Origin of the sequence: Vibrio sp. ArtGut-C1 (assembly GCF_002105475.1) — a bacterium.
In the GTDB taxonomy this organism is placed as follows: Bacteria; Pseudomonadota; Gammaproteobacteria; order Enterobacterales; family Vibrionaceae; genus Vibrio; species Vibrio diabolicus.
On record NZ_NCTH01000055.1, the window covers coordinates 1 to 13,880 of the forward strand.

Here is a 13,880-nt window from a genome sequence, read left to right on the forward strand (position 1 = left end):
TCTTTCACGCTTAGTCATAATGTCACCTGTTTTAGTATCGAGATGATCATACATCACCTCTTAATCAGGTGGCCAAATTCACTATGCCACTTCAAGAACCTTTAAGCAGACTACGTCTACTATTATCAGTATTACTCATTGAACAAACTATCCTTTTATTGGTAAATGAAAAAATTAGAATAGATAAAGTTCTTCGTTTTCGCACTTGGATTTATGTATACAAATGTAAAACACTGAATTCAAGTCCGAACTGTGACACTTCCCCATTTAAGCAGCCATGCACATTTCTTTGAATATAACGACTGACTGTTTAAAGCCTAAACACTTCTTTTGCCTTTACGGTATCGCTTATGACCTTGTCTTAAATGCCTATAAAGCTTGCCACCCATTGCTTTGTCATTTGCAATGTGCTGGTAAATCCATTCATGATTGAGTGGCATCCCTGAAGCCGTCAATACTTCTGAAACCTGCTCAGGACTCCAATCGTGTTCAATCAACAATCGGATGAACTCAACTCGCTCCGAGGGTATTATGTACTTTGGAGCCTGACGCCTTCTCTCAATGCAGGCTTGATGAGCGGTTTGAGGGCAGTAATTTGCTTTTTCGCTATTACGGCTAAGTTCTCTATAAACAGAGCTTCTATGGCAGTNTACTTATTATCTGAGTTCGGGGGCTTAAACAGAGGGGAAATGACTATCTTTAAACATTTAAATTCAGAGTACGATGCTATCATTGTGGGGTTCTAGCTAAAGAAAGCACACTTAGCGACAGAACCGTTTTCGTTGCCTAGACATAGGATGAGTACGCTTGTCACAAAAAGAGGATATACGTTGATACTTCATCGGGCTGCCACTTGGAATGATTTGCAGCAGAGTATGTCTTGTCAATAGGTCTTGGGTTATTTGCTCAACCTGAGCCTCACGACGTAGCGCAACAGGCGCACTGTCATTATTTAGCTTCAAAGAAGCTTCTAAGATGTCAATACGCGCATCAAGAAGCGCATATTGCGCGTTCTTCTCAGCCAATTTCGCCGTCAAGCGCGCAATTTGAGCATGGCTGTTTTGATTGCGCGCTTGCAAATGGGCGTTATCGGCGCCCAAATCCGAATGCTGAGCTTGATACTCGACGACGGAGGCAGAAAGCTGGAGCAAATAAGCAGCACCGACACACAAGGTGCTGCCGACAATAAAATAAACGCCCATCTGGCGCCATGGCATAGTTGTGGACACAGAAATATCTCAAAAAAACAGAAGACGGAACGTCTAAATGCAAAAAGATTAAGGTTGAAACACTTTATGCAATAACGATAAGGAACTCGACGTAGGCAACACTTCATGGGCGGACTAATACACCACCACTTTCCCTTCTCGAGCCTTATTCGGTTGGTTGTTCGTGTTTCATAAATCACGAGGTTTCATCTCGAACATACCATACAAAGGACAACGAACCGTCACTGGCCAGTCAAAATTTTCACAATACACCGCCGATAAATCTAACTTATCAACGTTGCGCTGAGTTAACTTAAAGATAAATTGTTGCTGAAGCTAGGTAAGCATATCCATAAGTGATATCACCAAACGAAATAAAATCGAGCCCACTATAATCACTTTGATCGATTTGTCGACTTAAAATCTCATTATCTATGAGATAGTTCACTCATGTCAGAATGGATAGGCGTACTGTCCCCTTGGTTACCCATAGACCAGGGTGGGAATATGCTTTGCTTAAAAATTAACCAAACAAGATTTCCGCCCTAAATTTATCATCCCAGTAGACTCGTTGTCTTTTTCCCTGACATGCTGTCTTTTAGTGGGTGAGCCTTGGCAAGGTTGAACAGATCTCACCTAAATAAGGCGAGATTTTTTTCGCCATCTTCAGCATAGATTTGACTTTCATCTGACCTGACTTTGTGGAAGTGTGCGCTGACGGCTTTGTTGCTTAAATCGATGCTGCTGGTCTCAATGCATACGGAGATGGAGAATGGAAAGTGAAATAGCATGGAACGGATGGCAAGCGTCCAGTCTGGCGTAAACTCCATCTTGCTGTTGATACAGATACACATGAAATTATCGCCGTTGAGCTGACACTATCAGGTGTGACAGATGCGGAAGTATTCCCCAACCTAGTCAAGCAAATACGCCGATCCATCAAGGAAATCTCGGAGATGGTGCATACCATATAAGCGAGTGTTCACAGGAGCAAACGAGAATGCTAACGGTCTACTTCGTCAATATTTACCGAAAGGTTCTGATTTACGTGAAGTTAGTGATGACGTGATATCCCTCGCTATGGCGAGAATAAATTACAGGCCAAAGAGGTGTTTAGGCTTTAAACAGGTTCATCGCGGATAAGCGGGAACTCAAAACAAAAAACGGTAGTAAGTGATAGAGTTTTATCGCCAAACAAAACCTACACAAACTACCGTTTTCATGCCGAGTCATACTTTCCTATCTTCATTCGTCTACTCGACAGGTATGAGCCAGCCGAGATTTGGCTGACTAGATGATGGACAAACCTTGCTGATTTACAAACATTTAATCTCGGCGCTCCACAATCATACCTAGTATCTGTTAATTACTTCCTTCATTCAGGATTAAGGTCAGTTCAAACAGCTTATAAATTTAAGCCCCTTCTTCTTTACCATACTCTCGCAAAAACTCTTCTAATGGTATGGGGTTTGAAAAAAGAAAACCCTGTAAGTATTTGACATGATAGTTAGCCAAATATTCTTGCTGTTCTTCCGTTTCAACCCCTTCAGCAACAATCTCGAGAGAGAGTCGATTCGCTAACTCTATCGTACTTTCAACTAAGTGCCTGGAGGTAGGGTTACTGCCCACTCCTTGAACAAACATTTGGTCTATTTTTATGTAGTTGACTTGAAATTTTTGAAGGTTAGCAAGACTCGAATGCCCAGTACCAAAATCGTCTATCGCGATTTTGCACCCCAATTTTTTGAGCTCGCTAAACAACACCTCGGTTGACTCAGAAAAATCCAATACTTCTCGTTCAGTTAACTCCAAAACAAGTGTGATATTTTCTTGATTTACAGTTTGAATAAACTCTTTACAATCATTCGCCAAGCCCATTCCACGACAATGTTGGGGTGATATATTGACGCCGACGTGAAATGGCTTCGTTAGATGACTACTGTAGTCACACAGTTGCTTTGCCGTTTCCTTTAACAGTAACTCAGTCATTGGGACGATTAGACCTGATTCTTCAGCTTGGGGAATAAATAAGTCTGGACGTACCACACCTTGAATAGGGTGCAACCAACGCATTAAAATTTCCACGCCCTCTATTTCTCGTGTTTTAGCATTAACAACGGCCTGAGCATAAGGAACGAACTCCTCTTTTTTGATGGCTCTCTTTAGCTCTTCATCAAGACTTTGGGGACGGGTTGTATGCCACCAATAGTAAACCAATAAGGAAAGTTGTATTAACAGAATTAATAGAATGTAGATTTTTTTTTCGTGCCAAAACGCTTCCTGTAGTGAAGAGTATGAAAAGCCAACAGAGATGCTATAGGGAAAAAAGTCAGATTTAGAACTCTCCACCCCAACAAGCTGTTTCGTTGGGTCGCTATTTAAAAGAGCACCGTTTTGATCTAGCCATATCTTACCCAAAGAGAAATAGGCAAGGTGAGAATCCAGTGTTGAGCTAAAGAGAGTTTGCCTAAGATGAAGCGCGTCAACGCCACTTAATGCCGCCACGTTATCCTTACTGGTACGCAGGACGATAAGTGGGGAGTTCTGTGCTACCGGACTTCCAGGCATTAACAGTAACTTATCCGAGACATACCTCTCGTCATCATCCTCAAATATCCTATCTCCCCAAAGGGAAGTGCAGTTTATATAACCGTCAACTGATATATTTGTTGTTCTAGCATAAGGTATTGATGCCGCAATCTTTCTTAGCTCATAAGATGCCTCATCACAGTTATTCCCTCTCAGTGCTAAGCTTAAGGTTCTCTCATTTGCTTCTTCAGCGTAAAAGAAAATGGAGTCAATTTTATGGACGATACTATCAGCCCTATCTAGCGCTTGTTCTTGCAATGAACTCAAAAAAGTTTTATACGAAAGCTGCAAAACTATTAGACTAAGAATGATACTTGCTAGGGTAACGAAAAGTGGTCTGACTCTACTTAAGTCTATCATTTGGCTACCTAATCCCTTACTGCCCACGTTAATCTAGTTACGTGTTGTAGCAATTCTTGTAATATTATGTCAGTATATTTGAATTTTTCTATTGTTCATAGCTTTCTCACACCTTAAAAACGCCTATCTCTTCCGCTTTAAATCAAAAGTTTCTTCGCACTTAAATGATATTTTATACCCTAAAAATAGAGTCGTACGGCGCTATGGATCCTAGTTTTGAAAGGATTAGGGTATACGCCCCATGAACCCACTGGGCGATATTATTAGTGTTTGAAGTTCCAAGGCAGGAGTGCATCGATATCAGGTTCAGCTTTCGCTAATTCCTGCATGCACTTGACCATGTAGTCGTAAAGGTTAAGGCCGTTGGCTTTCGCTGTCTCGACGATACTGTAAAGCATCGCGCTCGCTTCCGCTCCATTGGGGCTGGTTGAGAAGAGCCAGTTCTTTCTCCCAATCACCAGCGGTTTTATTGCGCGTTCAGCACGGTTGTTGTCTATCGATAAGTGACCGTCATCGATATAGCGGGTGAGCTTCGGCCACTGACCGAGCGTGTATTTTATCACCTTACCCAGCGGGCTAGACTCAAGCACCTTCTGAGTTGTCATCCATTCATAAAGCTCATCCAGTATCGGCTTAGCATGCTCTTGGCGCTCTGCTTTTCGTTTTTCCGCAGACTCACCTTTTAAGCGGGATTCTATTCCATAGAGTTTCTGGATTTTAGCCAATGCACTATCCGCTTTGCCTGACTTGCCTTTGCCTTGCAGCTTTTTCGCCTCCATGAACTTGCGCCGAGCATGCGCGAAGCAACCGACATTAGTGACGAGATGAAGCCCATCATAAACACCATAGCCATCGGTTTGCAGATAACCACCGTAATCCCCCAAGAAGGCAACAGGGAACGCCCTAGCTCGACTGTTTTGATAGTCGTACAAGACGATATTTCTCACATTAGGGAGGGCGGCATCTGGCGAGTCTGCGCCCGAGCAGTAGAGCCACATATAACACTGTTTATCTTCTTTGAGGTCATTGAGCGGCGTTTCATCCGCCTGAATCACCACTTGCTCAAGTAGGGGCGTTTTTAAGGCCGCGTAAAGTGGAGCGAACTTCTCACTGACTTGGATAATCCACCTTGCCATGGTGGTTCGTGAGAGTTCGATACCCGACTGGGCAAACAGGGATTCTTGACGGTAAAGTGGCATCGCATATTGGTATTTGCCGAGGATGATATTGGCCAACAAGCTTTCTGTGGCGAAGCTCTTCGGGATAATGCTTTGCGGCGCTGGCTTTTGAACAATGCGGCTGTTGTCCTGAGTTTGCTCGCATTGGCGGCAAGCATATTTAGGACGAACATATTCCAACACTTTGAGTACCGCTGGCGTGAACTCAAGCTTTTCACTGCGGTCTTCACCAATTTTATGCAGACTATGTTGGCAGCAAGCGCACTGCTTTTCATCGTCGTCTAAATCGAGTTCGATAACCTCACGAGGCAAGCTCTTTGGCAGGGGCTGACGTTTACCGCGTTTCTTCGTTGTGATAGTCGTTGTGACAACTTCAACCTCTTCTTCCTTAGCGGCTTCACATTCCGCTTCGTTGAAGAGGTCACCTTGTGATTCATTGTAAGGCTTTAACGACTCCGAGCGTTTAGCGAACTGACGGTCGAAGGCAAGTTTGAGTTGTTCAAGCAGCGATTGGCGCTCTTGTTTCAATTGGGTTTCTGACGCCAACAGTGCTTTCACCATCGCTTGTAGCTCGGCAACATCTTGGCTTTCTGGGTTGATATTTGGCGTCTTTTTCATGGCATTGATGATACTAAAATCATGCCGTTAATGCTTGGTGGATAAGGCTATATTATCGCTTAAGTCATTGTAAAATCGTTTATTCTAACGGGTTTATGGCCGATAATCGTGAAGCCAGAAAGCAGTCTATCAAGCTCGAATTGAGTTAGGGTAAACACGTCATTTTGCTCTTTGGAAGGCCACTTGTACTTGGCTTTTTCGAGGCGCTTGTACCAAAGAGCAAAGCCTGTTTTATCCCAGTACAACACTTTGACTTTATCGCGCTGTTTGTTGGTGAACGGGAACAGTGCGCCACTTCCTAAAGGTAAGTCGGTGTCATTTTCGATAATCGCAGCGAGGCCGTTGATGGACTTTCTAAAATCGACGCTTTCGCGATAGAGATAGATATCGGGAGCACTGAGCATACGTTTCATGACAGCGCACTGATAAGTTCTGCAAGATAGGTCGCTGGCGTGCCTTGTGGGATGCTCAGTTCAACATCATTGACGAGCAGGGTCATATTGGCAACGGTAACGTGAGTGGCTTGATACTTTGTGGTCTTTTCAACGACTTCAGCTTTAACGAAGCCAACCGTGTTCGGTTTTTCGATGTGCTTTAACTGTTGGCGCTTAGCGTAAAAAGTGGAGAGGCTCAGTCCGTTACGTTCACAGAATAATCGTTGTGATAGCTGGCTGGATTCATAGCGTTCGAACAGGGTTCGCCATTCTTGGTTAGTGCGTCGTTTGGCCATTTCAAATCTCCTTTGCTCCTTTGGGTTGGAGGTTTGATCTTATTATTCGGGCTAGACGATTAGAATGCGGGGTTTATGACGCGCTTACATGGTATCAGCGTAAAAGCTACGCTTCAGTCACTTAGATTGGATCTTTTAGGGCTGGATTTATACGAGATAGCTAAAGAGCGGAGTAAATATTTAATAACAACTAAGGGTAAGCCTAACTGTTCTTTGAGAGAGCTAGAGCTATGGTCGATTGATAGAACGGAGCTGAGTAATCCTGAAAGATATAGTTGAATTGCTCATGGCTATTAAGCACAAAAGTAACTCGGACGTGGTCTAGGTTGTATGTCGTCAAAATAGAGCGTAACCAACTCGTCAACGAACTCTCCAAAAGCGCTCTACAGCCTACGAAACACACCCATGTTTGCTGATCACTTCGAATAACATCTAAGATTTCTGACTTGTATCGATAACCATCTCCCATTGAAGTTAAGTCGATGTAAACAACATTAGCTATAAACCTCCCCTAATTAATTGCTAATATTCTATTTGTCATAACGCATTTTTATCCAAGAGTGTGCGGTGCATTAACGGCAACCTTGTCTTGATTCGTTTTCCGGGCTAGAAACTTATCACGCAGTCTGCGTGACGCAGCTTGCGTTAAGAGTTGGCTTTGTTGCGTAATTCAGACGAGAAACCAAACCTCCTAAAGTTGAGTGACTTTTATACAATGCACTGAGTTTCAGGCATACCAAGCCCTGTAAGTTTGTTCAGTGCTTTGATCATGGCGTAAGTCTCGCCAACCTGAGCATTGTAATTTCTTAGGCTCAATTTCCCACCTAGTAGTTGTTTTACTCTGTACATCGCTGTCTCTGATAGCGAGCGCTTGTGATAGCCATACCGCTTTTTCCACTTCTTGTTGGAGCCGTAGAGCTTCTGACAACCTACCGCTAAATTGCGAGGGTGTCCTTGCTCCCAGAAGGCAGCACCTTCTCGTGTCGGGATGAGCGGAACCGCTCGCTTGATCCGTATAGCATCATGGCAATTCCTTGTGTCACAAGCGCCATCACCTGATATTTCAATGATTTTACGACGTGTCTGCTTGAGTAAGTTGGGGAGCACTTCGGCATCGGTTACGTTAGATAAGCTCAACTCTGCTGCGACTATTTCGTGGGTACTGGTATCTACTGCGATATGCAGCTTACGCCAGACTCTGCGCTTCCCATCAGTACCATGCTTCTTGACTTTCCACTCACCCTCGCCATAAACCTTTAGGCCTGTGGCATCAATGGCCAGATGTTGTATTGCTCCTCTGGTTTTGGTTTTAAATGAAACCTCCACTTCCTTAGCTCGGCGGCTTATACAGGTGTAGTGCGGGCAAACAAGCGGGATGTTAGCCAGCTTAAATACTGAGTCTAGAAAACCTTGCAGCGCTCTCAATGGCATAGAGAAAATGCGTTTCACCATCAGTGCGGTAGTAATGGCTAAGTCGCTGAATCGGCGAGGTCTACCACGCTTGCCTTGTTTGTTTTGCTTCCACTCGGCTATCGCTTCCTCATCAATCCAAAAGGTCAGAGAACCACGGTTTATTAAGCCGAGATTCCGCAGCCAATTTAGGAATAAACTGCTTCATACAGTACACCAAGAAGCTTAAGCAGCCGAGTCTGATGCTCTTGAACACCCGTTATGAAGCTTTGGCCGCCAAATTCGAGTGTGTCGATACCTTCGAATTTTAAGAATACCCAACGTGCCGTCGGTTTAGTTGTCGTCTTGTTCTTTACCATGCTAGGAAAGAATTCCTCGGTCTTAGTGAGACTCTCTCGGATTTTGTGCTCTAAGCTTGCGTAGACGAGTAGGCTCAGCGTCATGATCATCAGTAGTGCCTCGATTCGCTGAGGTTTCTTCAGGAAAATTGATGATGTTAAGAACTCAGGGCTTTTCAAAAAGCGAAAGCCGCGTTCGACCTTTTGCTGAGACTTGTAATGTTCAAGCAATGCAGCCATTGTTAGGTCGGTGTTGTCAGTATCGTTGGTGGCGAGAATAAACATACCTACTTTAAGCTTGGCCAGTTTCACCTTTTCTAGATCGGTATAAGGCGTAGCATCTATCAAATAGTGGTATCCCGTTGGCTTTTCATCTTTCTTCGGCCGACCACGACCTGAATAAATTGGCTCTTTAACGATGGTTGATTGCGCGAAGCCAAGCAAATGACACTGGCTGGCGAAGTCGCTCATTGCTTGCTCGGCATCCACTGCGCAAGCAAACTGCTTTTTCTTTAGTTGTCCCAGCACTTTCAGCTCTTTGGTGATATTTTTGTCTAAGTTCTTATAAAACGTTACCTGTTCTCGCTTGGTTGCTTGTTCACTATGAATCAACAGCCACTTCTGAGATACCGAGCCATAATCAGCGTCAACCCAACAACCCGAGTAGCCATTGCCGATATGGCTCATCTGCTCTGGCTCAAGGTTCATTAAGGCCTCTTTGGCTGATTTAATGGTCATTGGAACACGCGTAATAAACTTCTGTTGTTGCTCATCTAGTGAGCGAATGCTCTCTTCGGTGTATAAAGCGGCATCGGCGATGAAGTAGCGACTGTTTTGAGCTGCCTTCAGGCAATGAATATGCCGTTTAGTGACTTCTGAGAATGCCTTAGCATCATTGGTGTTACCACTAAGCGCTTGCATGTAAACAGGTAGGCCTGCTTGGTTTTCACAAATCAGCTCAAGGACCACTTGGTTTAGCTCTGGACGGTGGTCTCGGCTGTAGCCTTTTACCAGCTTGATGGCATTAAGATCTTCGTCTTGGGCGTATTCACCATCGGCATGGAAGCTAGTGATATCAAGGTGGACAGAGTCTGTTTTAAGTCCAAGCTTATCAACGACATGCTCCGCAATCGCTTGATAAAGTGCGGAGACATCTGCTTCATATAAAGCATCTAAAGTACGTCCGAGTACATCGTCAGTTAAATGGTGCGCTTCAATGTCTTTAAGCGAGCAACTTGGCAACAGGCTTTGTCTCGAAGAAGTCAGAGAACATATGCAGCGTTCTACTGTGAAAGCCAAGGCCATTAAGAATCATTGCTAAGACAGCATCGCCATGTGAAACATTGTGATCCGAGTACTTAGGAATGACGCGATCAATAATGCCTGGTAAACTGATTTCATGACAGAAAGCAGCAATTAGCCCTAAGTGGTCTAGGCGTTTAATGACAGATTGAGCAGCAGAAATAATAAAGTGACCGTTAAATAACAGTAATAGATCAAAACTGGGGATCGCGGTCAAGAGGTCTGTCGCACTAACATTTGTAAACGATCACTGGATCACATTGTTTTAATTCTGAAATTGGCTGCGGAATGACGGATTAAGGCTTTGTTGTACTGCTTCCAGTTAGTTGTTTTGTAACGAGGTTTAGGCATGAGGCTACGACGATTAATGGGGGTAGCCGATCAGATCGTAGCTTCTTGATTTAGTTCCATCGATTTAAGCAACAAAGCCTTAAGAGTTTGCTTTGATTTTTGGACAAGACCAAGTAATCATTAAGTAAAGATACCAACCCTATTAATCAGATTCAAAATCAATTATTTATGAAAAATTGCCTTTTTCTCGATGAGATTCGCCCTCTAAACCCAATCAAATTCAACGTTGCTTTTGGTATTCGTTTAAACAATAATACTTTGGGAACACCTCTACTAAGATGTATGTACGCTAGACGTGTTGCCCTCTGACTCTGATAATTAACACCATAAGATTGATTCAAATTTTTATTCTGATGTTAAATCATAAGGAGATCCTTATAGGCGCATATGAAAAAACACCGGCTATGCCAGTGCATACTTTTTTTAATTGAAGTGTCAAAGCTCTAACCGGAACTAGTAGAGCTTAGTGTAGCAACGGCTAGATGTGAAAGCAGCATTGCCCTTGACACTTTAAATTATTTACTCTGCTCTGCTTTAATATCACGCAACAGTTGCATTAGTAGTGGGGATGTAGCGGCTTTATCTATAAGTAGAGTGTAAAAAGCTGTAAGGGTATCTATTTTCTTTTGCAGATGCTCAATTTCAAGTTGCTGCCTTTCAATGCGCTCAAGTCTTTTAGATTCACAGACGGTTACCTTTTCAAACTTTTCGTTCACGCCGCGTAAGCGTTGTTTTGACATGTCATAAGCCGCTTTTATTGAGCTGTAGGTATGTAATGTCTGCCGCGTTGTTCTGATTTTTAATCTGGACTCTATACTTTCAACAAGCAATGCCCATGTTAGTTTACCGTTCCAAGTCGCGATCAATCGTTCGATTTTTCTTACTTGTAAAGTATTAAGTGAAGGTAAAGCCATTGTCATCTCCTTATAAACGCGCTTTCTAAATCAAATCTAATAACTCATCCATGAAGCTACCATAATGATTTTTTTGAGTGTTCTCAGAAAGAACCTGGTTTAAATCTGATTCAGCATTTCTCAGTGTATATTTTTTCGTATCAATGGTTTTTAGCTGCAAATCTGAAATTCTAAACTCTAGTTTATCTAGAATCACGCGAACAATTGCTCCTTTAGGGATGTTTTTAGATTCCAGCACTTCAATGAGTTTGGATAGGAGGGCTGTATTTTGTTTATGGTTTCTATAGGCTTGTTTTTTTGCCGCGCTCGATGGAAAATCTGAACTTCCAAGTATTTTGTCCAGCCGACGAGTCTGAAATATTAGGTCGTCTTTTAGGAATTTGATTGCTTTGGTATCATGAGCTACGTGGCAAGCTTGTTTGCAAAATGTACACTGTGATATGAAATCATTCATATACATACAAGGCATTATTGATAAGTCTTGCGTACAGAATCCAACACTTGTAGTTGAAGCTATGTGTGTGCTTTGTTCACGTAGTTCTTGATATTTCTTCATCGATGAGAGCCGTATAGATTTATCTTCCTCTACGTCTTCTTTGAACATGATTCCTGCGATCTCACTAGAACGTTCCTCTTCTGATGTGTGTATATAATGGAGAAGGTGCTCTGGAGAAGCTCTTCCAGCCCACAAGTTTAATATTCTGTGAGGAATTCTTTTTTTCTCTCCATAATCGCTTAGATAGTGTCGAAACTGATGCGGCGTGATTGAAAATGAAGATGCAAAGCCATAGCGCTCAAAAATCGATTTGTGATTTTTCATTGTTTTTAGATCGCGTGAAATTATATTTGACAAAGATTCTCCTTTCACTATCGAGTAAAATGACGCTGCACCGGGGTAACTAGTTCTTGTTGAACTAAAAAGCTGGTTACCTGTAAAGGTAAATAAAGCTTTATCGAGTTTAGTTTGATTACTTGCAAAGCTCATGAACGGAAACGTTTCATAGTTGCGCTTAAAGTAATTGATCCAAGTGCACTGTAACTCTTTGATTGTTATGGTTGACTGTTCTTTCCCTACTATTTTATTTATATCTCGCTTTTTTATCATGCAGCCAAAGAGCTGGTGTGATGATTTTTCAGAAAGTATAATTACATCATGGTCGCTTAATTTTGAAAGGAGCGATAACTTACTACTAACTCCTTTCCCGAGGTTTTCGTGGGGACGCTTGGGTACAGTAACGGTATGGTTCAGTGGATAAAAGCCTATGATTAAGCCCAGCTGGAACATATTTACGGATTTATCTATAGACAGGTTTAACTTGTTAATTCTGTAACTTTGATCTTGAGTCATAATTGGTATTATTTTGGAAAGCTTTGCTAATGGATCGTCATAATAACGGGCTAAGATTCTTCCTGGCTCTGTAGCATACGTAATGTATTTCAGTACGCGAGTAACAGGAGTGCTCATACCACTTAAAATATGAGTGAAATTACCAACATAACCTTTGGAACATTGGGTTCCTAGTGCATGAATAGTATTACCTTTTTTATCGCTATGTGATTGTAACTGCTGTTTAGGTAACGTAATAAATTCAGCTGCTAATCGAGTAGGTGTACTAATTCCTAATGTTGATATCGTACAAACAAAAGCATCGCGTTGTTTAGTATTAGCAGAAAAATTCCAAATTTTTTCATTACATGGAATAACCTCGTTATTAATTGCTGAAAGTGCTATTATTATTTCTTCATTTGGTTTTTTCTGTTGATTTTTATACAATTGGTCATATCCGTCATTGGTATCTTTAAAACTAGGAATCTTAATCGATGGACTACATAGTTTATTATATATAGACCATCGTAAAAATGGCGCACAATCTTTTTTGTGTTGTATTCTTACAGTAGAACTGTTAAAAAAATCATCAATATCACTTGGTGTGATGTCCGCTATAGGCTTTTTTATATTTGAAAGAAACCATCTTACTGAAAGAAATATGGAGGTAACTCTATGATTGCTGTTTACACCATTATCTAATGTGTGATTGATATATAAGGCTAAAACTTTTCTATTTTCCAGTTCCAACTCCCATTTATAATTGAAATTTGACATTCTTATTCTCTTTGTCGTGGCTTTAGTGTCGTCAGCAAAGACTAGGTTAGATTTTATTTTATTGTTACTTTTATATATCCAAATAAGGTCGTTCAATGACGCTGGATCTTCATTTCTATTTTTAAGTTTCTTAGACCAAGTGTTTTCTTTAATCATTTTTCTCAAATTTTCTTTATATTTATTCATGAATATTACTCCTTATTATTTACAGATTATTGGCTTATATTTAAATTTTTTATTCGGTCGCACTCTATTATTATAGATTTGATTGTTGTTATTACCTCCTCTAGTAGGCGCAGTGAGCGTTGAGGTTGACCATTTTTTAAGTTTATTTCATACTTCTGTTGGGCTTTTTTTAGCTCTTCCTTATGATTAGCATTAGCTAGAGGATGAAAATTATCGCAAATATAACAACCTAGCGGCTTTGATAACTGAACTTTACACCCTCCACAATAACTTGAGTTTTCAAGTTCACCAAATACCTCTCCAAAATTATTTTTTACGCAAAATTCGGGCTTGCTAAGTACATCTTGAATTCGATTAGTATCAAATTTACTAATTATATTATTATCTTCAAAGGCATGGTTTATTGCTTGTCTTGCTTCCATACTAAAATCAATATAATCCTTAGTCGCTTTTAAAGTTACTCCTGTTATGGCGGAAATTTCGGCACTTGAAGATCCATTTAGAACCTATCTCAATAGGTGTTGTCTGAGTAAATCAACACCTATTGAAAATACTGTAAATGAATTCGACACAATACCTAATCTCTGACGCC

At 41.5% G+C, this 13,880-nt stretch carries 9 protein-coding genes and 3 pseudogenes; 2 read left to right on the top strand and 10 right to left on the bottom strand.

Going from position 1 to position 13,880, the window contains the following annotated elements; genetic code table 11:
* Window positions 1-761 precede the first annotated feature (761 nt).
* Window positions 762-1,229, bottom strand: a complete 468-nt coding sequence (locus B7360_RS23810) for a hypothetical protein (RefSeq protein ID WP_164673245.1) — start codon at window positions 1,227-1,229, stop codon at window positions 762-764.
* A 713-nt stretch (window positions 1,230-1,942) separates the two neighbouring features.
* On the opposite strand from B7360_RS23810, the pseudogene B7360_RS23815 reads away from it, so the two are divergent.
* A pseudogene (locus B7360_RS23815) lies at window positions 1,943-2,190 on the top strand (transposase); the annotation flags it as partial.
* Window positions 2,191-2,192: 2 nt separating this feature from the next.
* Window positions 2,193-2,351: pseudogene (locus tag B7360_RS23820) on the top strand (IS30 family transposase); the annotation flags it as partial.
* Window positions 2,352-2,621: 270 nt separating this feature from the next.
* Here B7360_RS23820 and B7360_RS23825 read toward each other — a convergent pair.
* The 9 genes and pseudogenes from B7360_RS23825 to B7360_RS23870 all read right to left on the bottom strand — a co-directional run bounded on the left by B7360_RS23825 (window position 2,622) and on the right by B7360_RS23870 (window position 13,710).
* Window positions 2,622-4,157 (bottom strand): cyclic diguanylate phosphodiesterase, encoded by a 1,536-nt coding sequence (locus tag B7360_RS23825; protein WP_085344831.1) that lies wholly within the window; start codon window positions 4,155-4,157, stop codon window positions 2,622-2,624.
* Between the two features lie 263 nt (window positions 4,158-4,420).
* Window positions 4,421-5,953, bottom strand: a complete 1,533-nt coding sequence (locus B7360_RS23830; RefSeq protein ID WP_085344832.1) for an IS66 family transposase — start codon at window positions 5,951-5,953, stop codon at window positions 4,421-4,423.
* A gap of 59 nt (window positions 5,954-6,012) precedes the next feature.
* On the bottom strand, window positions 6,013-6,366 hold the full coding sequence (gene tnpB / locus B7360_RS23835; RefSeq protein WP_085344833.1) for an IS66 family insertion sequence element accessory protein TnpB: 354 nt from the start codon (window positions 6,364-6,366) through the stop codon (window positions 6,013-6,015).
* The gene (locus B7360_RS23840; RefSeq protein WP_085344834.1) at window positions 6,363-6,683 is read right to left on the bottom strand and encodes a hypothetical protein; all 321 of its coding nucleotides are present in this window, start codon (window positions 6,681-6,683) and stop codon (window positions 6,363-6,365) included. Before B7360_RS23840 ends, tnpB begins: the two co-directional genes overlap by 4 nt.
* Window positions 6,684-7,391: 708 nt before the next feature.
* On the bottom strand, window positions 7,392-8,276 hold the full coding sequence (locus tag B7360_RS23850) for an IS5 family transposase (RefSeq protein WP_085344835.1): 885 nt from the start codon (window positions 8,274-8,276) through the stop codon (window positions 7,392-7,394).
* 5 nt (window positions 8,277-8,281) lie between these two features.
* Window positions 8,282-9,896 (bottom strand): annotated as a pseudogene (locus tag B7360_RS23855) (IS1634 family transposase).
* A gap of 703 nt (window positions 9,897-10,599) precedes the next feature.
* Window positions 10,600-10,998: a hypothetical protein gene (locus B7360_RS23860; RefSeq protein WP_085344836.1), complete on the bottom strand. Its 399-nt coding sequence runs from the start codon at window positions 10,996-10,998 to the stop codon at window positions 10,600-10,602.
* A gap of 25 nt (window positions 10,999-11,023) precedes the next feature.
* On the bottom strand, window positions 11,024-13,288 hold the full coding sequence (locus tag B7360_RS23865) for a hypothetical protein (protein ID WP_085344837.1): 2,265 nt from the start codon (window positions 13,286-13,288) through the stop codon (window positions 11,024-11,026).
* A gap of 26 nt (window positions 13,289-13,314) precedes the next feature.
* Window positions 13,315-13,710, bottom strand: coding sequence for a hypothetical protein (locus B7360_RS23870; protein ID WP_085344838.1), 396 nt, complete (start codon window positions 13,708-13,710; stop codon window positions 13,315-13,317).
* Window positions 13,711-13,880 lie beyond the last annotated feature (170 nt).

Bases quoted from the DNA above. Each gene is read 5' to 3' on its own strand.
- B7360_RS23825 (WP_085344831.1), bottom strand. From the start codon at position 4,157: ATGATAGACTTAAGTAGAGTCAGACCACTTTTCGTTACCCTAGCAAGT.
- B7360_RS23830 (WP_085344832.1), bottom strand. From the start codon at position 5,953: ATGAAAAAGACGCCAAATATCAACCCAGAAAGCCAAGATGTTGCCGAG.
- tnpB (WP_085344833.1), bottom strand. From the start codon at position 6,366: ATGAAACGTATGCTCAGTGCTCCCGATATCTATCTCTATCGCGAAAGC.
- B7360_RS23840 (WP_085344834.1), bottom strand. From the start codon at position 6,683: ATGGCCAAACGACGCACTAACCAAGAATGGCGAACCCTGTTCGAACGC.
- B7360_RS23860 (WP_085344836.1), bottom strand. From the start codon at position 10,998: ATGGCTTTACCTTCACTTAATACTTTACAAGTAAGAAAAATCGAACGA.
- B7360_RS23865 (WP_085344837.1), bottom strand. From the start codon at position 13,288: ATGAATAAATATAAAGAAAATTTGAGAAAAATGATTAAAGAAAACACT.
- B7360_RS23870 (WP_085344838.1), bottom strand. From the start codon at position 13,710: ATGGAAGCAAGACAAGCAATAAACCATGCCTTTGAAGATAATAATATA.